A 25328-nucleotide genomic window follows, 5' to 3' on the forward strand; every position below is an offset into this window, starting at 1 on the left:
AAAATGGTTAGTTAGAATTATACAAGTACGTTAGACGTGTTGATTTTAGAAAAGAATACATCCTCTAAATTAGGTGTCACTTCTTCAAATCCGTTGTGCGGATGCTCATCACTAAACACGTGTATAAGTGGCTGTCCTCCTACCATTTTATTTGAAATAATTTTATACTCGTTAGCATAATTTTGTAGTTCGTCCCTGCTAACTATTTTTTGGAATACTTTATTATTAAGTTCTTCAATTGCCGATTGTGGAGCGCCATGATAAACAATTTCACCTAAGTTCATAATCGCCATTTTAGTGCACAGTTCCCGTACATCATCTACAATGTGTGTGGACAGGATTACAATGACTTCTTTACCAACATCTGCCAACAAGTTATAGAACCGATTACGTTCACCAGGATCTAATCCGGCAGTTGGTTCATCTACAATAATAAGCTTAGGGTTTCCTATAAGTGCTTGTGCAATGCCAACACGTTGCTTCATGCCTCCAGAGAATCCTTTTACGGATTTATTTCGTTTATCGTAAAGGTTTACTTTGTCCAATAAATATTTAACCAAGTCTTTACGTTCAGTAGCATTTGTAATCCCTTTTAAAATTGCCAAATGTGTCAATAATTGTTCGGCTGTAATTCTTGGATAAACACCAAATTCCTGAGGCAAATAACCCAACACTTTACGCAATTCTGCTGGTTGATTCAGAATATCAACATCGTCTAAAGTTGCCGTTCCAGAATCGGCATCTTGGAGCGTTGCCAGTGTTCGCATTAAAGATGATTTTCCAGCTCCATTTGGTCCTAATAGCCCGAACATTCCGTTTTCTAATTCTAGATTCACATTGTCTAAGGCTTTAACACCATTAGCATATGTTTTTGATAAATTGTTGATTTTTAGCGTACTCATAAAGATGATTTTGATTGGTTAGTTATAAATAGGACGACTAATTTTGAAAAGCGTTACAGTTTAATTGCTGTTTTATCACTTAACAAGATATACCTTTATTAATAAGACGCTAAAATTGAACTGATAGTTGCCTGCTCAATAAAAAAATTAAACTAGGAACTAATTAAAAAAAGCTATTTTCTTATTTCCTCAAATACGTAATAAAAGAAAACGCATAGGCATGCTTATCATCAGCAGCATGTGTTTTTCGGCTAACTTCTTGCCATTTGGATTGATCAATTTCTGGAAAAAACGCATCTGCATTTTCAAAGGTGGAATGTACTCGGGTAATTTCAAGCTTATCAACAAACGGCATTGCTTGTTTATATATTTCGCCACCACCAATTACAAAAGGCTGGCTATCATACCTCGCTGCATCAAGCGCATCCTCTAAAGAATTTACAACAATAACACCTTCTGGTACTTTGTAATCTTTTTGCCTTGTAATTACAATATGCGTTCTATTTGGTAAAGGTTTTGAGAAACTTTCAAAAGTTTTGCGTCCCATAATAATATGGTGACCATTGGTCAGTGATTTAAAATGCTTAAGATCATCACTTAAGTGCCAAATAAGACTATTGTCCCTACCAATAGCATTGTCTTCTCCAGCAGCAACAATAATAGTTAATTCAGAACTCTTTTTTTTTTTTGAAACCATAGGACTTTCATTGGCTTCATTATAAGCCTGTGTTTGTGCTATTTTGGTTTCTTCTTTGAGAAAATTCTGCTTTAATTTATCGATGCGTTCTTGTTGCAGATTTACGAGTTTATCCAGTTGCTGTTTTTCCCATTCTTTACCCATAAATTTATGAGTAATAAATACGGATACAAAATGGTAAATAAAGAGAATCAACCAAGCCAATATGGCATAAACAAACCAATTAATGCCTGCAATTGTAAAATTTTCACCAATACCTAAAACCGTATTTGCTAAAATTAAAAATACAGCACCAATCAAAAAGAGGACAAAATGTATATACAAACGCTTCTTTTGCCTAATGCGTTTTTGAGCATTTTCAATGAGCTCTAATTGATCTTTATCTATAGTTGAGACTGGTTTTTTCTTCCCGAACATAATCATAATTTAATAGGATAAAGATACTTTTTTTTAACTTTATGAATGTAGTATTTCATGGAGTTTTAATAATTAATAATTCCGAAATCGATGTAGTTGAAAATCAAGCGAAAAGAACCAAATTACGGTTGTTATTAATACACTAAAATATCCGTTTATATATTACAGTCTTTAAAAAAAAGTAAATACAATATTAGGAAATTGATAATTCTTTAAGTTTAAAGTATTTAATAGATTAAACATGAGTTTTTCTTTTATACTTTTGCTTCGTAATTAAATTTATCATTATGGCAATTAAAAAACAGTATTTAAAAAGTAAGCCAATTTGCAAGGTAACATTTTCTGTACCTGTGGAGGAAGCAAAAAGTGTAGTTGTTGTTGGAAGCTTTAACCAGTGGAATACTAAAAAAGCTACAAAATTGAAAAAATTGAAAAACGGAATTTTCAAAGGCTCTGTTGATTTAGAGAAAGACAACTCTTACGAATTCAAATACCTTGTTGATGGTACATCTTACATCAACGACGAGCAGGCAGATTCTTATGCTTGGAACGATTTTGCAGGTTCAGAGAATGGTGTTATCAATTTATAGGATTTTCTTATAAAACTTAGGACATTTAAAAAATTGCGTTTCGACTTTTCGGAACGCTTTTTTTGTTTAATCAGTTACACTAAAAACAATAGGTAAAGAATAGGGGAAAATTATTGGTTTATTTCTTAATGAACCTGGTTTAAACCTTGGTAAAAGATTTAAGATCCTTTTTGCTTCATCTTCAAGTACTTTATAAGTACCTGTTGCCTTTGCATCAATTACCTTACCTTTTTTGTCTATCTTGAATGAAGTTTCAATCTCATAACTTCCTGCTGGCAGATTTTTCTCTGATATTAGTTTATAATTAAAAGATTTTTTCAAGAAACGGGTAATATTATCGTTTGTACAAGATATTAAGGTTCCGTAATCTGCGTTCTCGTTACAATTAGGATGTACGGGGAGCTTTTCTTTAACCTTAAGTAATTTGATCTGTTCTCGTTTTAGTTGCGGTTGATAACCATAAAGCGGAGCTAATGTATTCATTTTTTTATCAACTAAAAAACCCAAAGTAAGCGCTACAGAGTTAGTTTTTGGTTCTCCTTTATAATTTAAAGAAGGTTCAACTTTTGGCAATGCGTATTTAACTGGAATTAAAAATGGGTTAAAATTTTTTACAAAGCTCAATAATCGAGAATTATTCTGAACCGTTTTACCTGTTTTATCATATTGAACGTTTGCATATAAAACAATTGTATCATTTTTTGCATGTTTGATTAGATAATCTCTCGCATTATCACTTAGGTTATTAATAATAAAATCTTGGAGTTTATTGGCATAGCATTCATATTTATCAGCTTCATTATCACAACCAGGAAATACGACAAACCGACTCTTTTTTACTCTAGTTTGTTTTGATATTGAATCATGATTTAATTTAGAAGTCTCATTTTGAGCTACACATAAAAATGTAAAAATCAGAAAAAGTGTGGAAAGATAAAGTCTCATAAAATAAATTTAAACAGCAACCTTCCCTTTAATATGTGGATGAGGATTGTAATCCACAAGCGTAAAATCTTCGAATTTAAAGTCGAAAATATCTTTAATTTCTGGATTCAGAATCATTTTAGGCAATGGTCTAATCTCTCTAGATAATTGTAGCTCCAGTTGTTCCTTATGATTATTATAGATATGTGCATCACCAAAAGTGTGTATAAAATCACCTGCTTCGAAACCACAAACTTGAGCCATTATCATCGTGAATAAAGCATAAGATGCGATATTGAAAGGCACTCCTAAAAAGATATCAGCACTTCTTTGATAAAGCTGGCAAGATAATTTTCCATTGGCAACATAAAACTGAAAAAAGGCATGGCAAGGTGGCAAAGCTGCTTTTCCATTAGCTACATTCTCAGAAAATGATTTAGAGGTGTCTGGTAAAACCGAAGGATTCCAAGCAGATACCAGCATTCTACGACTATTAGGGTTGTTTTTTAAAGTCGTAATAACCTCCTTAATCTGGTCGATGTCTTCACTTGCCCAATTTCGCCATTGATGACCATAAACGGGTCCGAGGTCTCCATTTTCATCCGCCCATTCGTTCCAGATTCTAACGCCGTTTTCGGTTAGATATTTGGTGTTTGTATCGCCTTTTAAGAACCAAAGCAATTCATAAATAATAGATTTTAGATGTAATTTCTTAGTGGTTACCATTGGAAACCCTTCACTCAAGTCGAAACGCATTTGGTAACCAAAAACACTTTTTGTTCCTGTACCTGTTCTATCTCCTTTGTCGTTGCCTTCTGCTAAAACGTGTTTTACTAGGTCGTGGTATTGTTTCATAATACGTCCTGCAAAAGCAGGAATCTTTTTAGATTAAACATAAGGTTACATATTAAAAGATGCGTAGATTTCGCTCAGTATAACATGTATATTAAATATGTTGACGAATTTAATTAAATGTTGAATATTCACTTGAAATATCACATCACAGATATTAAAAGTTATTAACGAGTTGTATAATTATAATAAAGAGGAAGGCTAGTTCTAATAGACTCTGAGATTCCTGCGTTTGCAGGAATTGGGTTACCCAATAATCATCCCAGCAATAGTTGCAGAAACCAATGAAGCCAATGTACCACCAATTAAAGCTTTCATTCCAAATTTAGATAACTGTGTACGTTGGCCTGGTGCTAACGAACCAATACCGCCTATTTGGATGCCAATTGAGGCGAAATTGGCAAAACCACATAGCATGTAAGTTGCCATGATTATTGATTTTTCGTAAGTCAGATGCGTTGTGTTTGCTACGTTTTTCAAATCCGCAAGTTGAATGTAGCCTATAAATTCACTTGCTGCTAATTTAATGCCTAGCAGCTGACCCATTAACGCCATATCTTCCGAAGCGACTCCAATTAACCACATTAAAGGTGCAAAAACGTAACCTAAAATAAATTCCAAGGATAGACTATCATATGGTGTATTTGCAGCGATAACTTCGTTTAGCGAGGTAAAATGCCAATTAATATTCCATCTTTCAATAATAATACCATCAAATCCTGCCACACCACCTAAAATTCCATTTATCATGGCAATAAAAGCTACAAATACCAATAGCATGGCACCAACGTTGACGGCTAGTCTTAAACCCTCAGTGGTTCCGTTTGCAATAGATTCTAAAATGTTAGACCCAATTTTTTCCTGTGAAACAGCAACTTCTGTATTAATTTTTTCGGTTTGTGGAAACAATATTTTTGAAATCACAATAGCTCCAGGTGCCGCCATCACTGATGCCGCCAATAAATGTTTAGCATAGAATAACTGTAAAGCTTCGTCCTCGCCTCCTAAGAATCCTATATATGCCGCTAAAACCGCTCCTGCCACCGTCGCCATACCACCAATCATAACGAGAAGAATTTCAGACTTATTCATTTTTTCTAAATACGCCTTAATCAACAAGGGTGCTTCGGTCTGACCTAAGAAAATGTTACCAGCAACACTTAAACTTTCTGCTCCAGAAATACCCAAAACTTTAGTCAGTAACCAACCCATGCCTTTCACTACTTTTTGAATCAACCCTAAGTAAAATAATACAGAGGTTAACGCTGAGAAAAATATAATTGTTGGTAATACCTGAAATGCGAATATGAAACCGAAGGAATTCACATCCAACATCCCTCCAAATAAAAACTCACTACCAGCTTGTGTAAACCCGAGAATGGCTATAAAACCTTGACCAATAAACTCGAAAGCAGATTTTACGAAATCAATTTTTAAAACCCCAATAGCAATTATAAGTTGAAACAGCAATCCCAGCCCTACAGTTTTCCAATTAATGGCTTTACGATTACTACTAAACAAGAATGCGATAAAGATTAAGGTTACCATACCTAAAACACCTCTCCATAAACTGGTAATAGAAAAGCCTTGATTTGGAATAATTGAATCATTACTATCATCAGTATTAAATGGCTGATCGTTTTCGATATCACTCAATATTATATTGGAATCAACTGAATTAAATAAAGCAGAATTATTTTTAACAGAAATAGTTAAAGTTGAATCTGTTAAAGTCCAAACTTTATATTTTTGAACTATATTTTCTGGCTCATCATAATAAAATACTAAAACATTATTTTGATAAATATAGTTTCCTCTTGGACCTGAAGTGTGCTCGTTTTCGCTAAAATAAAAATCTCCTTTTTTTAATTCAAGAAATTGAAAATCATTAAAACTAATTGAGTCGTTTATCGCTATTGGAATAGAACCAAAACCATTTCCACTTCTATTGAATTCCCAAGTTTTTTCAAGTTCCTGTGCTGTAATTGATGAAAGACCAATAAAAATAGCAAGAAAGGCTTTGAAAAACTGATTCATAAAATGTAGAGTTTACCAATTTAATTTTAAAATGTTGTATAAATAATTTGAATTATTATTTGTTCAGATGAAATAGAAAATCTCAGCATAATTTTAATTACGTTTATATTTTATATTGAAATATGGACTAAAAAGAAACATAATTATATACGATATTTTGAGGTTATATTGGTATTTATTAACGTTTAGAAATTTCATCCCTTATTTTAGCAGCCTTCTCGTAGTCTTCATTAGTTACGGCTTCGTCTAAGAGTGAATTGAGCTCATCGAGAGATTTATTTTTATAGCCTTCTTGTTCTGCAGACGCAGCTTCAATTTCTTCAACAATGAGATCGTCAACAAGAATACTGTCTTGCTCCTCATCTTCATCTTTTTTAGGATTGACTTTAAGGTAAATCCCAGCTTTGTCCAAAATATTTTTATAGGTAAAAATTGGTGCTTGAAAACGTAAGGCCAATGCAATAGCATCGCTAGTTCTGGCATCGATAATTTCCTCAATTTTATCACGTTCGCAAATTAAACTTGAATAAAATACACCATCAACCAACTTATGGATAATCACTTGTTTCACGACAATATCGAAACGATCTGCGAAGTTTTTAAATAAATCGTGCGTAAGCGGACGTGGAGGGCGGATTTCCTTTTCCAAAGCAATAGCAATAGATTGTGCTTCAAAAGCACCAATTACTATTGGTAATTTCCGATCACCATCTACTTCATTAAGTATTAAAGCGTAGGCACCATTTTGGGTTTGACTGTAAGAAATGCCTTTTATATTTAAACGAACTAAACTCATATATTAAAACTAAATTCCTCAACTTTATAGATTGAGGTTTCCTTTTTCCACCCTTCCTTGGGAAAGGTCATAATTCTAATTTTGGAATTATGGGTAAGGCAAAACACAAAGAACTGTTTAAATTTGGACTTTACCAACTTCATTTTGCAGATTTGGTTAATTTCCTACATACTTTCGATAAAACGTAAGTGAATAAGTAAAATCTAAATTCAAACGGGCCTCAATAATTGTAATCCATCAGATTAAAATTGGATTTTAAAGGTAATAAAAAAAAACCTCTAAGCAAGCCTAGAGGTTTTTTAACTGATATACTGCTAAAAAGCCGTATTATGCGTTTGCAGCTTTAAAAGCTTTTAATTTTTCAATTAGTTTTGGAACAACTTCAAATGCATCACCTACAACACCGTAGTCTGCAGCCTTAAAGAAAGGCGCTTCAGTATCTGTATTGATAACCACTTTTACTTTCGAAGCATTGATACCTGCCAAATGCTGAATCGCTCCAGAAATACCAATGGCAATGTATAAATTAGAAGCTACAGGTTTTCCTGTCTGCCCAACATGTTCGCCGTGTGGTCTCCATCCTAAATCCGATACAGGTTTCGAACAAGCAGTAGCTGCGCCTAAAACTTCGGCAAGCTCTTCAATCATTCCCCAATTTTCTGGGCCTTTAAGACCTCTACCACCAGAAACAACAATTTCCGCATCCGCAATACTGACTTTATCCGTTGCTTTATCAACAGACTCTACAGTGACGCCAGAATCTGGAATTGAAGGCGAAAAGTCTTCCACAGCAGCACTGCCTCCCGATTCTACCAATCCGAATGAATTATTGGATAATCCAACAATTTTCACATCAGTTGTTATTTCGGTATTGGCAAATGCTTTATTTGTAAATGCTGAATGTTTTACTGTAAATGGAGACACATTTGATGGTGCTTCTACTACATTAGCTACGTAACCTGCATCCAAACCTACAGCCAATAAGGGTGCTAAATATTTACTGTTTGCACTAGAACTGACCACAACTACTTTTGCAGCTTCATTTTTTGCAGCATTTTCTATAATGGCTGCATATTTTTTGGCGTTAAACGCTTTCAAACTATCGTCCTTAACTAAAAGAACTTTAGATGCTCCGTAGTTTCCAAGTGTTTCTGCATTGTCTGCATTAACAGCAACGGCAGTTACTGAAGTTCCCATTTGGTCGGCAACAGCTTTGGCGTATGACACGACTTCTAAAGCCGCTTTTTTTAATTTTCCGTTTTCGGATTCTGTATATACTAGAATTGACATAAAATTTTATTTTCCTATCCAAACACTTTCCAAAGGAAAGGGCTAAGATTGTATTAATTATTCAGTTTTTTTCATTGATAAATACCCGCAATTGTGCCCTTCCTTAGGAAGGGTTAGGGTAGGATTTAAATCACCTTAGCCTCATTGTGAAGCAAAGTCACTAATTCATCTATATTATCGGCATCTACCAATTTAACTGCACCTTTTGGCGCTGGTTTTTCAAAACTTACCGCGTTGGTTTCTGCACTTGCATCTGTAGGTTCTACAACCGTTAAAGGTTTTTTACGTGCCATCATGATACCTCTCATATTTGGAATACGTAGATCGCTTTCTTCAACCAAACCTTTTTGTCCGCCAATAACCAATGGTAAAGAAGTACTCACAGTTTCTTTACCACCATCAATTTCCCTTACCGCCTTTGCATTAGTGCCATCAACTTCTAAACTGATACAATTGGCCACAAAATTAGCACCAATCATTCCGGCTAACATACCTGGAACCATTGCCCCATTGTAATCAATGGATTCTCTTCCAGCAATGACTAAATCGTATCCGCCATCATTAACCACTTTTGCCAATTGCTTTGCCACTGCATAACCATCCGTTGCAGGTGTATTGACTCTAATAGCTGAATCTGCACCAATGGCTAAAGCTTTTCTTAGAGTTGGCTCAGTTTCCGCACCTCCAACGTTGACCACATCTACACTTGCGCCTTGTTTTTCTTTAAACCACATGGCACGTGTTAGACCGAATTCATCATTAGGATTGATGACAAATTGTACACCATTAGTGTCAAATTTAGTATCACCATCTGTAAAATTAATCTTTGAGGTTGTATCAGGTACATGACTAATACATACTAATATCTTCATATGAAATGTTTTATTTTAAACGTTTTTCTTACTGAGCACGAAGATAAATATAAAAAATCAAATTTTACTATGCACGCATAGTAAAATTTTCATAAAATTGTTTTTTACCTCTTCAAAGTATCAAATTTTCAAAAATTTGAAGATTTTTTGCTGAATCTTCCAGATTTTTCGATTTACAAATTAAAAAGATTTCGTTAAAAGCCACACGGGTTCAAATAATAGTCAGTCTTCTTAATTTTTTCTTTTTTCGTTAAAGATTTAATGGCATTATATAGTATAGAATTATTATTTTTGTTCTTAGAATAATTTTTTAACTAAAAAAGTTCTTCCATTAAGGGAGACGGAAGATGGGATGAAGACAATTCAATTTAGAGAAGCTATTTGTGAAGCCATGAGCGAAGAAATGCGCCGAGATGAAAGTGTGTATCTTATGGGTGAAGAAGTAGCAGAATACAATGGTGCCTATAAAGCATCTAAAGGCATGTTAGATGAGTTTGGAGCCAAACGTGTTATTGATACACCAATTGCAGAACTTGGTTTTGCGGGCGTCGCTATTGGATCCACAATGACAGGCAATAGGCCTATTGTAGAATATATGACCTTTAACTTCTCTTTAGTTGGTATTGATCAAATTATAAATAATGCGGCAAAAATCAGGCAGATGTCTGGTGGTCAGTTTAATTGTCCTATCGTATTTAGAGGTCCAACAGCCTCTGCTGGTCAGTTAGGTGCAACGCATTCGCAAGCTTTTGAAAATTGGTTTGCTAATACGCCTGGTTTAAAAGTCGTAGTGCCATCCAACCCTTATGATGCCAAAGGTTTGCTTAAAGCTGCCATTAGAGATGACGATCCTGTTATTTTTATGGAAAGCGAGCAAATGTATGGTGATAAAGGTGAGGTACCAGATGGTGAATATGTGCTGCCAATTGGTGTTGCAGAGATTAAGCGTGAAGGCACCGATGTCACTATCGTATCTTTTGGTAAAATTATAAAAGAAGCCTACAAAGCTGCAGACGAATTAGAAAAAGAAGGCATTTCTTGTGAAATCATAGATTTACGTACGGTAAGACCTATGGATAGAGAAGCGATCTTAACTTCTGTAAAGAAAACAAATCGTTTGGTCGTTTTGGAAGAGGCATGGCCTTTTGGAAATGTGGCAACAGAAATCACTTATTTAGTTCAGTCGGAAGCCTTTGATTATTTGGATGCTCCAATTGTAAAAATAAATACTGCAGACACTCCTGCGCCTTATTCTCCGGTTTTATTAGAAGAATGGCTGCCAAATAGTGACGATGTTATTAAAGCAGTAAAAAAAGTAATGTACAAATAAATAGCAGTTTTCTGCGTTTAGTAAACTTCATCAGTAACCCTTAAACTATAGTTTAGCATGGTTGTTGATGAAGTTTGTTTTTTATTATGAAGTTAAAATTATCAATACTTTTTATAGTTCTAGGTTTTTTATCCGCAGTAGCTCAGACCAAAGTTAGTGGTTACGTCTATGATGAAAATAGTGTTCCTATTCCCTTTGCCAATGTGCTGTTCAAAGGCTCTACCCAAGGCACCATTACCAATGAAGATGGAAAGTTTTATTTGGAATCTGACGAGAACTGGAATACCCTAATTATTTCCTTTGTCGGTTTTGAAATGCTAGAAATTCCGCTGACCAAACGTGTCAATTACGATTTAAGATATATACTGAAAGAAGAAACATCCTCATTGGACGAAGTGCTCATCGTAACAGGAAAACAATCTAAAAAGGCCTCTGAAAATCCAGCGATACGAATTCTTAAAAAAATCTGGGAACGAAAACGTCAAAATGGGCTGAGTCAGTTTAAACAGTATGAATACGATCAATACGAAAAGGTAGAATTTGATCTCAACACCATAGATAGTGCTTTAATAAAAAGTAAGCTCTTTAAAGGTATGGAGTTTGTCTTTGAAGAAGTGGACACGTCTAATGTTACAGGAAAAACCTATTTACCCATTTTTTTAAACGAATCCGTTAAGAAAATATCTGGTGATAATATCATCAATAAAGAACGTGAAGATCTCATAGGGAATAAAAATTCCGGATTTAGTAATAACCAGGTTATTATCGATTTTATTGATGATCTCTATTCCGAATATAACGTTTATGACAATTACCTAAAGTTTTTTGATAAAAGCTTTGTAAGTCCCTTGAGTAGAACAGGCATCCAAACTTACAATTACGTGTTGTCCGATAGCGCCTTTATTGGTAACAAATGGTGCTATAATATTATTTATTATCCAAGGCGAAAAAACGAATTAACCTTTAAAGGCGACTTTTGGGTCAATGATTCCACCTATGCCATAAAAGAAATTAACCTTCAGGCCTCAAAAAGTGCGAATATCAACTGGGTTAAGGAGATTTATATAGAACAAGAATTTGAAGTTCTAAACGACTCCGTTTTTCTTATTGAACGCGATTATTTCCTATCGGATTTTGCTTTCAACAAAAAGGAAATGTCCCGAGGTGTCTATGGTAAAAGGACTACAATTTATGACAACTACAAATTTGACCAACCCAAAGATCCAGATTTTTACGATAAGGAAGTCTATAATTTTGACGCCGACGTTTATAATAGGGAAGATGATTTTTGGGAAACCAATAGACTTGAAGCCTTAAACAAAGATGAAAAGGGCGTTTATAAAATGTTGGACACCCTGAAAACGGTTAAAAAGTTTAAACGCTTATACAATGTAGGAAGTATTCTCGCTTCGGGTTATATAGAAGTGCCGAGTATTAATTTTGATTATGGCCCTATTTTTTCAACTTTTGGTTATAACGAAGTCGAAGGCGTAAGATTACGAACTGGAGGACGCACCTACTTTGGCCCAAATGATCTTTGGCGACTGGAAGGTTTTTTAGCCTATGGATTTAGAGATGATAAATTCAAGTATGGTATTTCTGGCAAATGGCTTATGGACAAGCGTTCGCGATTAACCATTTTTGGCGGTAACCGTCGCGATGTGGAACAGATTGGAGCGAGTTTAACCAGTTCATCTGATGTTTTAGGTAGAAGTTTGGCATCGTCTGCAGTTATCGGTACAAGTACCAACGACAAATTAAGTAATATTAATTTGACCAATCTTGGATTTTCTATTGAACCCATTAGGAATTTTGAAATACGATTAGACGGCAGCATAAGAAAATTAAGCTCTGCGTCACCAACATTTAGTTTGAATTATAACGATCCAGAATCGCCAACTGGCATTTCTTCTGAGATTGAACAATTTGAATCGAGGCTATCCCTTGCATTCTATCCTAATCGTCAGATGACAGGTTTTGGTGTGGAACGCAGAAATAAGAACGATAACTTTGCATCGCTTTTTGCGCAATTAAGTCGTGGCGATCGCGATTGGTTTAATAGTGATTTTGATTATACCAAAGTACAGTTTTCATACATACAACCGTGGCAACTTGGTGGATTTGGAAGGTTAGTGACTTCGGTAGAATTAGGAAAGACCTTTGGAGAAGTCCCACTCGGTTTACTTAGTATCGTGCCTGGAAACCAGAGTTATTTTTCAATTTATAATACGTTTCCACAATTGGATTTTTACGAGTTTGTTACGGATACTTATAGCTCTATGCATATTGAACATAACTTTAATGGTCGGGTTTTTTCCCGTATTCCATTCCTAAAAAAGTATAATTTAAGGGCTATTTTGGGTTTAAGAGGTGTTTGGGGCGAACTCTCGGATGACAATATTGCTTTAAATACAACGGGCAGCCCTGTACAAATCCCATTGGTAGCGCCAGATTCGCGCATCTATTACGAGTATAGTTTTGGTGTTGCGAATATCTTCAAAGTGCTACGCTTAGACTTTAATTTTAGAGGTAATTATTTAGACCGACCAAATGCAAGACCGTTTGGTGTTACCGGAAGTTTTGGGTTTTATTTTTAGTGTGATATCAAATCAGGTATTATGCCAACTATGATACTTTAGTTTTATTTTCTATTTTTTATTTCAGATCTCCGCATTGGCATAGCATCGATTGTTTCAAAAAGTTTATCAGTGGTCAATAAATCATTTTGCTGAAGCTTTATAGAACCATCCAAGCCAATTAAAATCACTTTGAAATCTGATTGGTCGTCTGCATACCTCTTAAACAATTTAGAAGAAGTCGTCCAATTATTGTCCGACTTATCGTTTTGGTAATCCACCGATTTATATTGATTAGGTAATATAAGATATATGATTAATCTTCTTTCCGCAAAACCTTTATATGATGTTTCAAATTCTTCAATTTGACTTTTGTAAACTTCAGATTCTTGGGTTTTAGATATAATGAGGATGAGTCTATTTTCCCATTTATGCGAATCAAGATTTTGGCCAGTTAATTTAGAGGTCATAAGTATTAGTGCTACTATTAAAAGAATTCTCATTTTATTTTTTTGAATGTTGTCTAAAGTCAATTTTCAAAGGTTTATAAAGATACAAATTATACAATCTCTATATAAGAGTCTATATCGACCTTTTTTGAAACTCGTTATTTTCTGTTTTTAAATAACTCGATTGCTTTTACAAATTTCTTTCCGCCTTCGTCCGTTTGGTCAAATATGAAATCATTTAATTCAGGATGGTTTTCATCAATCCATTTTAGGAGTTCTGTTCTGTTTCTTTCCCAAGTTTTTTCATCCCAACTCACATATTCTGTTTCTACAGAACTAATTTTATCATTTTGAAATCTTATAATTTCAACGGTAATAAATGGTTTTTCGTGAAGCAAAGTGATTCTTTTGTCAAACTTTGAAATCTTTGCTTTTACCATACCGTTGTCGGCTTCCATTTGAAGGATTTCGTAAGTAGGCTCAAATGCCGAATCCCATTTCAACCAATTCTCAATATAGTCTTCCTGAGAATATGTCTGTATATAATTATATTCAGGTATTGTAGTCATCAGGCTATCGGATAACATTGTTTTTAGAGCAGCACCATCAGATTGGTCAAGGGCTTTGTAGTATTGCTTTGCAATGTATAGCTTGTTAACTGTTTTGTCCGTGTTTTTGCAACTTATAAATGTTATGGTGAATACGAGTAGTATGATTATGGATTTGTTCATTTTTGCTTTGTTGGAATAATGCTTAAAATGGCTACGTATTATGAGGATCTCATTTAGGAAATATATATTTAATGAAATTTTGAAAGCTTTCAATATTGAAGATTTTAGTATTACTAATTTTAGTCTATTGTGTCTTTTACAACTTTAGTTTTTGACAAAAAGTCGTGAATTCCGTTTTTCACGAATAAAAACGAAATTCGGTCAAATGGAATGAGTCTGCAAAAAGTACGAGAAATAATATCCGAATTCTCAGGTTTTTCACCGTTCATTTTTATCACTCTCGTTTTTGTCAAAAACTTTCCAACAGTTTTTTGAAACTTAATTTCCATTAGGGCATAATATCCAATGAATGTCGCAAACATAATTACATATCCAAGTAACATTTGATTTCCATCGTCTGTACTTAAAGGAAAAGTCAAAATTGCTGAAATAATGAGCCAAATAATAAAGTCAATTATGAAGTTTACAAATCGAATTCCTGAACCAACTACATTTGAGTCAACTTTTTGTTTTTTATCTTTCTCAACGGTTACTTTTTCTTTTATTTTTTCAAATTCTGAAGTATCAATATTACGTTTTTCAACTTATGCATCTGCAGCTTCGATTGCTGTTGGGTTATAACTTCCTCTTTCGACTGTTACAATCCTTATTAATTCTTTATCTGTCCTTTCGGACATCACTTTCTCAAATTCATTTTCCATTATTGTGATGGTAGATTTATATTAATGCCAACAAGTTATAAGATTAACAAATATACTCATATCCCGTTTTATTCTCAGAATAAGGGAAATTTTGCACATATTTCTCCCAAAAACACCATATCCACAAATCGATCATACACCATTGCCAAAATCAAACAATAGACTATATTTGCAGCTTCTTAAATCGTTGAATATTTCAACTGATATTTGAAGTATAACAAAACAAATTTACCATGTCAACAAAAGAAAATTTAACTTTCGATGTATTAATAGAGATACCTAAAGGAAGCCGTAATAAATATGAATACGATTTTACATTACATAAAATTCGTTTCGATCGTATGTTGTTTTCATCTATGATGTATCCTGGAGATTATGGTTTTATTCCTGAAACCTTGGCTTTAGATAGCGATCCCTTGGATGTTTTGGTTTTAGGACATCAGCCAACCTACCCAATGGTAGTTATGGAAGTAAGACCAATCGGTGTTTTCCACATGACTGATGAAAAAGGACCAGATGAAAAAATTATTTGTGTACCAGTATCGGATCCTATTTGGAGTAATAATAAAGATATAAGCGATTTAAATCCGCATAGATTAAAAGAAATAGAGCATTTCTTTCAAGTATATAAAGATTTAGAAAAAAAGAAAGTTGATGTTGGTGGTTGGGGAGATGCTGCAGAAGCAATTCAAATTTATCACGAATGTGTACAACGTTATGACGAAAGTGATCACAAAAAGAAGCGCACGTTTACAATATAATTAGTTGGTTTAAGAATAGACAAATTTTTAAACTTTAAAATACCAAAAAAGCAATATTGAGCAATTGATATTGCTTTTTTCGTAAAATATAATTCATTTTACTACTTTTGCCCAGCTAAAAAACAATCAAATTAAATATTATAATATGGAATCAATGATGATTTACATGCCAATAGCTTTGGCTGCTTTAGGATTAATTTACATGGTTATAAAAAAATCATGGGTTATGAAACAAGATGCTGGAGATGGCAAAATGAAAGAAATTTCAGATCACATCTACGAAGGCGCATTAGCTTTCTTAAATGCCGAATATAAATTATTGGCCATTTTTGTAGTCATAGTAAGTGTACTTCTAGCTGTGGTTTCTTTTATTGTTCCAACAACCCATTGGCTAATCGTAATCGCCTTTATATTTGGAGCTGTATTTTCTGCTTTCGCTGGAAACATCGGAATGAAAATAGCAACCAAAACGAATGTGAGAACCACACAGGCTGCACGTACAAGCTTACCAAACGCCCTTAAGATATCTTTTGGAGGTGGTACAGTAATGGGTCTTGGTGTTGCCGGTTTAGCGGTTTTGGGTTTAACGGTATTTTTTATCATATTTTTCCATGTGTTTATGGACGGTGTATGGACAAACACCATGGATATGACTATTGTTTTGGAAACCTTAGCTGGGTTTTCACTTGGAGCAGAATCTATCGCCTTATTCGCGAGAGTTGGTGGCGGCATCTACACAAAAGCTGCCGATGTTGGTGCAGATTTAGTTGGTAAGGTTGAAGCTGGTATTCCAGAAGATGATCCACGAAATCCCGCAACCATTGCGGATAACGTTGGTGATAATGTGGGAGACGTTGCTGGTATGGGAGCCGATTTATTTGGATCTTATGTCGCTACGGTTTTGGCCGCCATGGTTTTAGGAAATTATGTTATTAAGGACATGGGAGGCAATATTTCTGAATTAGGTTTTGGTGGTATAGGCCCAATTTTATTACCAATGGCCATTGCTGGAGTAGGAATAATCATTTCGATTATTGGAACATTATTAGTTAAAATCAATAGTAATGATGCTAAAGAGTCTCAGGTAATGGGAGCTTTAAATAAAGGAAACTGGACATCTATTATCCTAGTGGCCTTAGCATGTTTTGGTCTTTGTAAATATATGTTACCTGAAACCATGAGAATGGAGTTCTTCGGTGAAGGTTTACAAGAAATTTCCTCGATGCGTGTATTCTACGCCACCTTAGTTGGTTTATTTGTTGGTGCCGTTATTTCTTCGGTAACTGAATATTATACAGGATTAGGTAAAAAACCAATTTTAAATATTGTTCAGCAGTCAAGCACGGGTGCAGGAACGAACATCATTGCAGGTTTAGCAACAGGTATGATCTCTACATTCCCATCCGTATTATTATTTGCTGGTGCAATTTGGGCATCTTATGCTTTTGCAGGATTCTATGGTGTGGCTTTAGCTGCTTCTGCAATGATGGCAACAACAGCTATGCAGTTAGCGATTGATGCCTTTGGCCCAATATCTGATAACGCAGGCGGTATTGCTGAAATGAGCGAACAAGAACCAATCGTGAGAGAACGTACAGACATCTTAGACTCCGTAGGAAATACAACAGCAGCAACCGGAAAAGGGTTTGCTATCGCATCTGCTGCATTAACGTCATTAGCCTTATTTGCTGCCTATGTAACGTTTACAGGCATTGACGGAATAAACATCTTTAAAGCACCTGTATTAGCGATGTTATTTGTTGGTGGTATGGTGCCAGTAGTGTTTTCTGCATTAGCCATGAATGCTGTAGGTAAAGCGGCTATGGAAATGGTAGAAGAGGTACGTCGTCAGTTTAGGGATATTCCAGGAATTATGGAAGGTACAGGAAAACCAGAATACGATAAATGTGTGGCAATATCAACAGAAGCCTCTTTAAAAGAAATGATGTTACCAGGTTTATTAACCATTGGTTTCCCATTAGCTATTGCATTTATTCCTATGATTTTTGGAATGGATCCTTTAGCGATTGCTGAAATGTTAGGTGGTTATATGGCTGGTGTTACGGTTTCTGGTGTACTTTGGGCAATTTTCCAAAACAACGCTGGAGGCGCTTGGGATAACGCCAAAAAATCTTTTGAAGCTGGCGTGGAAATCAATGGAGAAATGACCTTTAAAGGTTCTGAAGCCCATAAAGCTGCAGTAACTGGAGATACAGTTGGTGATCCTTTTAAAGATACTTCTGGTCCTTCTATGAACATCTTAATTAAACTGACTTGTTTGATTGGTCTAGTGATTGCTCCAATATTAGGAGGTCACTCCGAAGAAACTGGTTTGGCAAATAGCGATGAAAACGTTTCCATTGAAATGACCGTTGATTCTGAAGATATGGCGAAAGCTACCGTCGATTATTCAGTAATGAAGGATGGCGAAAAAGTGCTGGAAACTATTGTTTTTGAAGGTACACAAGCCGAAGTAGAAAAAGAATTAAAAGATTTTGAAGCATCTCTAACTGACAAAACTGGTAAGATTAAAAAAGTAATTGAAAAGATAGATATTTCTAAAGGATAGATTTTAGAACAGTAAGATTAAAAACCCTCGACAATTTTGTTAATGTTGAGGGTTTTTCTTTTGAGATTTTCTGATAACTATGAGATTAATTCATTTTTTTACGCAACCCTTTTGTTGTTTTTTCATCTGTATAATAGAAAACCAAACCAATCAATTATGAAATCATTCAAAATTGTCACGTACATTTTTACTTTAAGTCTTTTTGTTTTTACTTCATGCCATAAAGATGATAGCGTCACAAACGGAAATGGATCACAAGTATATATACCAGACTCGTTTTCTGAATATTTTGGAAATGAAATCTCAAGAGATTTTCTCGGAACTGTTGTTGACAAAAACAAGCTTCCAATTGAAGGCGTTACTATTACCATTGGTAATGAAACAGTTTTAACCGACAGTAATGGTATCTTTATTTTAAGAGATGCTGACGTTAACCAACGTTTTGGCTACGTAAAGGCAGAAAAGGCCGGTTACATACACGGTTCTCGAAGTGTTGTGCCATCTGAAGGCACAAATAAAGTAAAAATTATGCTTTTGGAAGCCAATGTAATTGCCACAATAAATAGTGGTAGTTCTGAAACTGTTACATTAAATAATGGAAGTTCAGTGAGTTTCGATGGTAATTTTATTAAAGAAGATGGTTCTACTTACTCAGGATCTGTAGATGTTATGGTGCATCATTTAGATCCAGCAAATGAGGATATGTCTAAACAAATGCCAGGAATGTTATATGCCCAAAACTCTGAAGGTGCAGAACGAATGTTACAAACCCTTGGCATGCTAGCAGTAGAACTAAGAGGAAGCTCTGGCGAAGACTTAAACTTAGCGGAAGGTTCTACTTCTGAAATTAAAATGTCTGTTGACCCAAGTTTAATGTCTATTGCTCCTGCCACCATTCCACTTTGGTATTTTGATGAAGCCAAAGGCTATTGGATAGAAGAAGGCGAAGCTACTTTACAAGGTAATATGTATGTTGGTACTGTTTCTCATTTCTCTTTTTGGAATTGTGATATACCAACTGAAGCGATTACACTATGCATTAATACTATAGATGAAGATGGAATTCCTTTAGCTAATCTTTCAGTTAGCATTACTAGTGCAAATTTCGGAACCACTTATGGATACACTAACGAAAATGGTAAAGTTTGTGGTTTTGTGCCAAGTGATGAAACTTTAGAATTGAATATTTACAATTATGATTTATGTGGTGACTCTCCTGTATATATTGAAACTATTGGTCCTTTTAGCGTAGACACAAATACTAGTGCAGTGGTACCAGATAATCCAGATATTATTCAGGAAAATGTAGTAGGAACATTTAACAATTGTAACGGTGATGCAGTTAGTCAAGGCTATGTCCAAATCACTTATGGTAATCAAACCTTTATCGATATCGTTGAAGATGGCGCTTTTGAAATAAATTTATTGAGATGTACTGACAACAATATTTTTAGCATTAAAGCCATTGATTATGTTAACTTGCAAACAACAGATAACATTAATTATACATTTACAACACCTATCACTACTTTAGGGGCTTTATCGACATGTAATTCTGTCTCTGAATTTGTACAATATACAATAGACGATAGCCAGGGTGTATTACTTACTGTAGATATTTCAGCATATTTTTATGTAGATAACCCTAACTTGCCTGAACATTCGTTTGTCATGACTGCTTTTTCTAATATACAAGGTGAATGCTTTTATACGTTAGGATTATTAAATAATCCTGACTTTTTAGGAACTTATAATCACCTTGCTAGTGATGGAAGTGATGGTAATAATACGGGATTCACTATTAGTAGTACTGCTTGCCTAAGCGTTTCTAATGAAAACAATAATATCATTTTCAATTTAACCGCTTTAGGAGCGGTTGGTGAATACATTGATATAAATTTTAATGGTTTATATGAAGATGAAGAAGGTAATCCTCATACTATAACTGGCATTGTTCATGTATTACGAGATAACTAACAAAAAAAAGCCTTCTCAATTTAGAAGGCTTTTTATTTTATAATGTATAAGTCAATCGAAAAGTAACAAATCTAGGAAGTACAAAGGTCTCTGAGCTATACACCGAAATATTACTAGAACCATTATTCACTTCTGAATCTATATCCAACAAGTTAGAAGCTCTTACTTCATATTCCCATTTGGCATCTCTATCTTTTCTGTAAGCCAAGCTGGCATTCCAAGTTTGGAATGACTGCGATGGACTAACATCACTACTTTGATTGGTATAGGAATAATCCGTTTTAAAAGTCAGGGCATCCCAAATATAAGCGTCGAATTCTATAGATGGTGCGCTAGTTATAAACTGCGTATCGTTATCGCCTTGATTATTATTCCTTATACTGTACTGATATCTTAAAGTAACATTTGGTGCTTCTCTAAAATTAGTGCTCAATTCGGGTCTATAGGTTTGAGAAAAACTTTCGTTTACGGATCTTACACCTTGAATAAACTGATTGATTTTGCTATAATTATAGTTCGCTCCGATACTTGCTCTTAGCTTACCAAACGTTCGCTGAAAACGTCCAATAAAGCTTAGACTTTCGTCTGCAAAATTAGAATTGAAATAACTACTCGTTCTTATCACATTATCAAAATTGGTCAATGACCGAATCTGATCAATGTTTTTATTATAGTTTAATGTGGCAAAAACGTTGGTGTAGTTAAATAGATTAAAACTAAAATAACTCAGGTTGAGATTGTGTGATAACGAATTTTGAAGGTCTGGTTCTCCGTATTGAATACTATTGTAATTGTTTAAAACTAAACCTTCTGCTAAACTTGTAACGTCCGTGAATGCATTTTTCATATTATATCGAAAAATCAATCGCTCACTTTTTTTGAATTGAATTCGGGTTTCAAAATCGGGTAATATCCTAAAAAAATTATCCTCGTAAGTTGCGCCAAACTGTGTGTTTTTATTGCCATAAGCATGTACCGAAAATCCAGGTGTAAAGGTGAATTTGCCCGTTTTCAAGGTGTAATGTACGCCAAGATACACATCACTAAAGTTATACTCAGTGTCATTTTCGTTTCGCAATACATCGCCTTCTTCATTCGTTAAATTTGCCACAGGATCAAACAGTGAACCATCATCCAAAAATTGAAAGATATTAGAGTTGAATTTCTGCGTACTCAAAATGGTACCTAAGGTGAAGTTGATATTGCTTTTTGAATTCAAAATATTGTAATAATCCAATTTGGCATCAAGCTGACTAGATTTAATGCGTCTTTCCTGATTAAGATTATAACCATTCTGCGCTCTATTGAAACCCAAAGCATCTGCTGTATTATCAAAAGCATCGCGCTCATTTGGTGCAGCCATGTTATTCGTTGGGTCGTTGGGTAAAAGCGCATTGTAAAAAGGATCTTCGTCCTTTAATAAATGTTGTGCCTCAAAAGCAAAAATATTGGTCTCGTTTAACGTATAATAATAATTTAAATTTTGATTGATGCTATATGGTTCCGCTTCATTAAATTCATTGGTATTTCCCACTACAGAAGAAAACTCATTTTGCGTTTCAGAATCACTCGATATGCGTGCAAGTACATCATAATCTAACTGATTATTCGCATTTGGCTGATATTTAGCACTCAATTTTGCCAAACCTTGGTTGGTGGCTTCCTTACCAGTTTGATCTATTCTCTCATCTGGTGGAACACTTTGAGACTCATTTATATTAGGTGTACTTGGATCATCTTCGACGTCAATATAATCGAAAAAACTTTTTAATCTTGTGCTCAATCGATTGCTATTATAAATTACAAATCCACTAAGATCTAATGACTTTGTTGGCGCATAACTAAAATTAAGAGCTCCTAGTTTAGACTCAATAGTTTGTGCATCTCCAAGATCCGTTAATCCACGTAATCCATTGTCACCAAGATTGATGCTTGTTCCACTATCATTACTTGGTAATCTAAAACCACCACCAAAATTCCGAATATCCCTTCCTGTAAGTGCCACTTCGCCTGTATTATTCAGGTCGCCTATAACATTAATACTATATTTTGGACTGTAGTAGAATAATTTAGGTTGCACTAAATACAATTCGTCATTGGGAGATGGCGCTACACCTCCACCTGCTGTCACATCACCAAACCAAAAGTTTTCTTTTCCTTCTTTCAATTTGATGTTAATGGCCACATTATCTTGGTTATTTTGAACGCCTTTTAGCTGACCCACTTCCGAATAATTGCGCAACACCTGAACTTTATCCACGGCATTTGAAGGTATGTTTTTTGTCGCCAATTTTGAATCGCCATCAAAGAAATCCTTACCGTTAACCATTAACTTATTAACGACCTTGCCTTCGACTTCAATTTTTCCATCTGCGTTTATTTCTACACCAGGCAATTTTTTCAATACATCTTCAAGCTTTCGTTCTGTTCCGTTTTTAAAGGAATCTGCGTTGTAGATTAATGTATCTCCTTTTATCGTCACTGGCATTTCATAAGTCAACTCTACAGCATCGAGCGCATTATCGGAAAGCATTTGAAAGTCTTTAGTAATATCCGCTTCTTTCGTTTCAACAACTTCATCAACAGATTTTAAACCAATGTAGCTTATCTGAATATTGTATTGACCATTTTTACTTAACGAAATAATATATTTTCCGTTGGCATCAGTAATGGCATAAGATTCTAAGGTATTTGATTCTTTATTAATGGCAATCACATTGGCCAATTCTAAAGGCGTACCAATACTATCTTTTACGACGCCTGTCATTTTAATTTGGCCAAAAGCACTACTTGCCACTATGAAACATAATAGCCCTAAAATTCTCTTCATAAGTTTAAATTATTAATTTTGGAATTTGGTTCTTAAGATTTGTAATTTAATCCCTGCCTCTACGACCACGTCCGCCATACATCTCTCGCATTTCTTCCATTTTCTTGGTAATAATGTCATTGTATTCTTCTTGGGTGACTTCATCTCCTTTTTCAGGTTTTTCTATGATTTCTTTCTCTTCAGGATTTAGGATAATCTTGGTACAAAGAATGGTGGTTCGGTCTGCATTGACTTCTAAAATTAAACCTGGCAAACCCCAAAAATCATCAGGACCTTGGTTTACTGGAATCTGTGGTGTATACCATGCCACGACTTCAATAGTTTTTGGCACTTCGATTTCGCTCATAGGATCATCAGATTCTGAAAGGGCTATATCTCCAGATTTGGTGCTGTCTTTTGCCATTTTCCCTTCTTTTTTTTCATCCTTTTTATCATTGTCTCTTCCACGTCTTCTCATACTTCTCCAATCTAATTTGTCCACTTCTTTAATTGCCGTAGCTTTAAAGCAAGTATATTGACCAATTTTCTTGGTTTCAGTGCCCATTTTCCATTCTAGATTTTTGAGATCATCTTTTATTAAAAACTGTTTTCCAAAAAATTCTTGATCTTGGATCACTTCTTTCGTTTTTACATTCTTGTATTTTGGTCCTGCTGCAAAACTAGAGCCAAAGCCTCCAGACCATCCTCTACCACCTGGTGCTTCTAACTTTTCATCTTCTTTGTATATGGATTCGGCTTGCGTAAAGGTTAAGATATATTCCTTTTCAAAAAAGCTTTTCATACGTTCCATGATTTGCTTTTTACGTTCTGGACTTATATCGCCTACATCGAATTCATCCAAATCCATGGTAGTTTTGGATTGGTAATACGCTTTTCCTTGGAAATCTTGAGCAAATACATTGGAACCTGCAAAAAGTATCGTAAAAAGTATTGCAATTTTAAGTGTTAATGTCTTCATCTTTTATGTGCTTGTTTAAACTCAATAACGAATTTAGTTAATCTTACCTCTCGTAAGACTCTACATAAGAAGAAAAGTTCAAAATTCAGTCGTTAAACTTGTGTTAAGGTTATTAACCTCGACCACGACCACTACGATTGCTTCTAAATTCTTTCATTTTTTCAGTAATAGTTTCCTGATACTCTTTTTTTGTTACTATTTTCCCTTTTTCAGGCGCTTCAATCTCTATTTTATCCTTTGGGTTTAGGACTATTTTAGAACATAGTAATGTTGTATCGCCTGCACTAACCTCCAAGATTAACCCTGGAAGTCCCCAAAATTCCAATGGGCCATGACCTACAGGAATTTGCGGCGTATACCACGCTTCAACTTCGGTCATTGCAATATCTATATTACCAGCGCCTACGTTTGTAGAATCAGCTTCTATTTTTTCAGCGTTTCTCAGTTTACTCCAAGAAAAGTCGTACCATGTAAGCTCATTTGTGGGAATAGAAGCGGTTGCTTTAAAACATGTATAATCGCCAATTAGTTTTGTTTCTTTTCCCAATTTCCATTCAATCGGTTGCAATTTATCTTTAACTAAAAAGTTTTTACCATAAAACTCTTGGTTTTGTATTTGCGCATTAGTCTTTACATTTTTATATTGATTACCTGGAACGAAATTTTTCCCCCAAGAATCAGTTGCTCCTGACATCGCGTCTAATTTGTCCTCCTCCTTGAAAAACGATTCCGCTTTATTAAAAGTAAGAACATAGGTTTTTTCGAGTCTATTTTTTAAACGTGCCGCAACTTCCTTTTTTTGCTCTTCACTCATTCTTGCTCCCCAAGTTCCTAAATCCATTTTAGATTTCGAAAAATAATATGCCTGACCTTGAAATTCTTGAACATTTTGATGTTCCTTGGATTTAGAGCTAGTCAAAAATCCTAAACTTAACAGAACTATACCGATTTTAAGTAAAATTGATTTCATAGTTGATGGCGATTAAAATGATTTTGTTTATCAAATATACCTAAAGATTAAACGAAATGCGTCAGTTTACAAAATAATTAACAGCACACTTAGCATTAT

20 protein-coding genes are annotated in these 25328 nt (G+C 34.7%); 6 read left to right on the forward strand and 14 right to left on the reverse strand.

The window, feature by feature from the left end:
• Positions 1-17 precede the first annotated feature (17 nt).
• Positions 18-902: an ABC transporter ATP-binding protein gene (locus HM987_RS15190; protein ID WP_179008887.1), complete on the reverse strand. Its 885-nt coding sequence runs from the start codon at positions 900-902 to the stop codon at positions 18-20.
• 181 nt (positions 903-1083) lie between these two features.
• Entirely contained in the window at positions 1084-2016 is a 933-nt protein-coding gene (locus HM987_RS15195; RefSeq protein ID WP_179008888.1) for a dihydrofolate reductase, read from the reverse strand.
• 287 nt (positions 2017-2303) lie between these two features.
• Between HM987_RS15195 and HM987_RS15200 the strand changes: the two genes are divergently transcribed.
• Positions 2304-2606, forward strand: a complete 303-nt coding sequence (locus HM987_RS15200; protein ID WP_179008889.1) for an isoamylase early set domain-containing protein — start codon at positions 2304-2306, stop codon at positions 2604-2606.
• Between the two features lie 66 nt (positions 2607-2672).
• On the opposite strand, the gene HM987_RS15205 is transcribed toward HM987_RS15200, so the two are convergent.
• The 6 genes from HM987_RS15205 to HM987_RS15230 all read right to left on the reverse strand — a co-directional run bounded on the left by HM987_RS15205 (position 2673) and on the right by HM987_RS15230 (position 9377).
• Positions 2673-3551, reverse strand: coding sequence for an energy transducer TonB (locus HM987_RS15205; protein WP_179008890.1), 879 nt, complete (start codon positions 3549-3551; stop codon positions 2673-2675).
• A gap of 9 nt (positions 3552-3560) precedes the next feature.
• A complete protein-coding gene (locus HM987_RS15210) occupies positions 3561-4385 on the reverse strand; it encodes a thymidylate synthase (protein ID WP_179008891.1) in 825 nt (274 codons plus the stop codon).
• Positions 4386-4628: 243 nt separating this feature from the next.
• Positions 4629-6419: a NupC/NupG family nucleoside CNT transporter gene (locus tag HM987_RS15215; protein ID WP_179008892.1), complete on the reverse strand. Its 1791-nt coding sequence runs from the start codon at positions 6417-6419 to the stop codon at positions 4629-4631.
• 178 nt (positions 6420-6597) lie between these two features.
• A complete protein-coding gene (locus tag HM987_RS15220; protein ID WP_179008893.1) occupies positions 6598-7215 on the reverse strand; it encodes a bifunctional nuclease family protein in 618 nt (205 codons plus the stop codon).
• Positions 7216-7542: 327 nt separating this feature from the next.
• Complete coding sequence (locus HM987_RS15225) at positions 7543-8505, reverse strand: electron transfer flavoprotein subunit alpha/FixB family protein (protein WP_179008894.1); 963 nt, start codon at positions 8503-8505, stop codon at positions 7543-7545.
• 125 nt (positions 8506-8630) lie between these two features.
• A complete protein-coding gene (locus tag HM987_RS15230; RefSeq protein WP_179008895.1) occupies positions 8631-9377 on the reverse strand; it encodes an electron transfer flavoprotein subunit beta/FixA family protein in 747 nt (248 codons plus the stop codon).
• A 352-nt stretch (positions 9378-9729) separates the two neighbouring features.
• Here HM987_RS15230 and HM987_RS15235 point away from each other — a divergent pair, with 352 nt between their 5' ends.
• Together HM987_RS15235 and HM987_RS15240 are read left to right on the forward strand one after the other, a co-directional pair.
• Positions 9730-10707: a pyruvate dehydrogenase complex E1 component subunit beta gene (locus tag HM987_RS15235; protein WP_179008896.1), complete on the forward strand. Its 978-nt coding sequence runs from the start codon at positions 9730-9732 to the stop codon at positions 10705-10707.
• An 86-nt stretch (positions 10708-10793) separates the two neighbouring features.
• The gene (locus tag HM987_RS15240; RefSeq protein ID WP_179008897.1) at positions 10794-13304 is read left to right on the forward strand and encodes a DUF5686 and carboxypeptidase-like regulatory domain-containing protein; all 2511 of its coding nucleotides are present in this window, start codon (positions 10794-10796) and stop codon (positions 13302-13304) included.
• 44 nt (positions 13305-13348) lie between these two features.
• Here HM987_RS15240 and HM987_RS15245 read toward each other — a convergent pair whose 3' ends face one another.
• The 3 genes from HM987_RS15245 to HM987_RS19585 all read right to left on the reverse strand — a co-directional run bounded on the left by HM987_RS15245 (position 13349) and on the right by HM987_RS19585 (position 15032).
• A complete protein-coding gene (locus HM987_RS15245; RefSeq protein ID WP_179008898.1) occupies positions 13349-13786 on the reverse strand; it encodes a DUF4174 domain-containing protein in 438 nt (145 codons plus the stop codon).
• A 104-nt stretch (positions 13787-13890) separates the two neighbouring features.
• A complete protein-coding gene (locus HM987_RS15250; RefSeq protein WP_179008899.1) occupies positions 13891-14463 on the reverse strand; it encodes a hypothetical protein in 573 nt (190 codons plus the stop codon).
• A gap of 119 nt (positions 14464-14582) precedes the next feature.
• Complete coding sequence (locus HM987_RS19585) at positions 14583-15032, reverse strand: RDD family protein (protein WP_306293676.1); 450 nt, start codon at positions 15030-15032, stop codon at positions 14583-14585.
• Between the two features lie 365 nt (positions 15033-15397).
• On the opposite strand from HM987_RS19585, the gene HM987_RS15260 reads away from it, so the two are divergent.
• From HM987_RS15260 to HM987_RS15270, 3 genes are all read left to right on the forward strand, one after another.
• Entirely contained in the window at positions 15398-15925 is a 528-nt protein-coding gene (locus HM987_RS15260) for an inorganic diphosphatase (RefSeq protein ID WP_179008900.1), read from the forward strand.
• 145 nt (positions 15926-16070) lie between these two features.
• Entirely contained in the window at positions 16071-18494 is a 2424-nt protein-coding gene (locus tag HM987_RS15265; RefSeq protein WP_179008901.1) for a sodium-translocating pyrophosphatase, read from the forward strand.
• Positions 18495-18650: 156 nt separating this feature from the next.
• The gene (locus HM987_RS15270) at positions 18651-20471 is read left to right on the forward strand and encodes a carboxypeptidase-like regulatory domain-containing protein (RefSeq protein ID WP_179008902.1); all 1821 of its coding nucleotides are present in this window, start codon (positions 18651-18653) and stop codon (positions 20469-20471) included.
• Positions 20472-20508: 37 nt separating this feature from the next.
• Here the strand turns inward: HM987_RS15270 and HM987_RS15275 are convergent, their stop codons facing one another.
• The 3 genes from HM987_RS15275 to HM987_RS15285 all read right to left on the reverse strand — a co-directional run bounded on the left by HM987_RS15275 (position 20509) and on the right by HM987_RS15285 (position 25229).
• Positions 20509-23301, reverse strand: coding sequence for a TonB-dependent receptor (locus tag HM987_RS15275; RefSeq protein ID WP_179008903.1), 2793 nt, complete (start codon positions 23299-23301; stop codon positions 20509-20511).
• Between the two features lie 46 nt (positions 23302-23347).
• Positions 23348-24259 carry a GLPGLI family protein gene (locus HM987_RS15280; RefSeq protein ID WP_179008904.1) on the reverse strand — a complete coding sequence of 304 codons (912 nt, stop codon included), beginning with the start codon at positions 24257-24259 and terminating at the stop codon, positions 23348-23350.
• Positions 24260-24371: 112 nt separating this feature from the next.
• Positions 24372-25229, reverse strand: a complete 858-nt coding sequence (locus tag HM987_RS15285; protein ID WP_179008905.1) for a GLPGLI family protein — start codon at positions 25227-25229, stop codon at positions 24372-24374.
• Positions 25230-25328 lie beyond the last annotated feature (99 nt).

It is taken from the genome of Winogradskyella forsetii (assembly GCF_013394595.1).
In the GTDB taxonomy this organism is placed as follows: domain Bacteria; phylum Bacteroidota; class Bacteroidia; order Flavobacteriales; family Flavobacteriaceae; genus Winogradskyella; species Winogradskyella forsetii.